Genomic DNA, 707 nt, shown 5'->3' with positions numbered 1-707 from the left:
TTCCTCGCCGGAAATTCAATCTTATTAATTATCTTTCCGCAACAACGGAAAACGACTCGCGTCCTTTTCCCGCAAAAAATCATACACAAATACGTTAGGCACAAGTTGAAAAATGTAATGATAAGAAAATTTGGACTTTTAATATTAGTTGTGTGTTTTTCACTAATACTTGCATCAATTTACGGAATTATACACAATCAAATAACTTATTCGATTTCATCAGAATATTTTACAAAATTCAAGTTCGAACAATTCGGATTTTGGGATTATGCATTTGAAAATGATGACAAACGAAAACTAATATTTATTGGAATTCTTTCCACTTGCTGGTTTGGATTATTAATAGGATTGATTTTAGGAACTTTATCAATGTTTAAAGCTAGTCTAAAAACAATGTGGAGAATTTCAATTAACGCAATTATTAGGACTCTAATAATAACAATCGGATTTGGGATTATAGGTTTTTTAATAGGAAACTTTTTTGTTCCCAACTTTGATCTTAACTGGAAACTTCCAGCTGACTTGATTGATAAAAAAAACTTTTTGACTGCTGGCTCAATACATAATTCCAGCTATTTTGGTGGATTAATTGGCTTGATTTACGGTACTTTTTATATTTTGAAAAACAGAAAAACCAGTGCCTAACAAAGCGTATAATTAATTGCGGCTGAATTTCCTCACCAGAAATTCAATCTTATTAATTATCT

At 30.4% G+C, this 707-nt stretch carries 1 protein-coding gene; it reads left to right on the top strand.

Translation table 11 applies throughout. The features are described from left to right. The first annotated feature begins 105 nt into the window (after window positions 1–105). Window positions 106–645, top strand: a complete 540-nt coding sequence (locus ACOSP6_RS04895; protein WP_422092326.1) for a hypothetical protein — start codon at window positions 106–108, stop codon at window positions 643–645. The last annotated feature ends 62 nt before the right edge of the window (window positions 646–707 follow it).

Origin of the sequence: Tenacibaculum sp. MEBiC06402 (assembly GCF_049239625.1) — a bacterium.
Taxonomy (GTDB): domain Bacteria; phylum Bacteroidota; class Bacteroidia; order Flavobacteriales; family Flavobacteriaceae; genus Polaribacter.
Note: the sequence above shows the minus strand (reverse complement) of the source record. Positions and strands in the feature narration are given on the sequence as shown.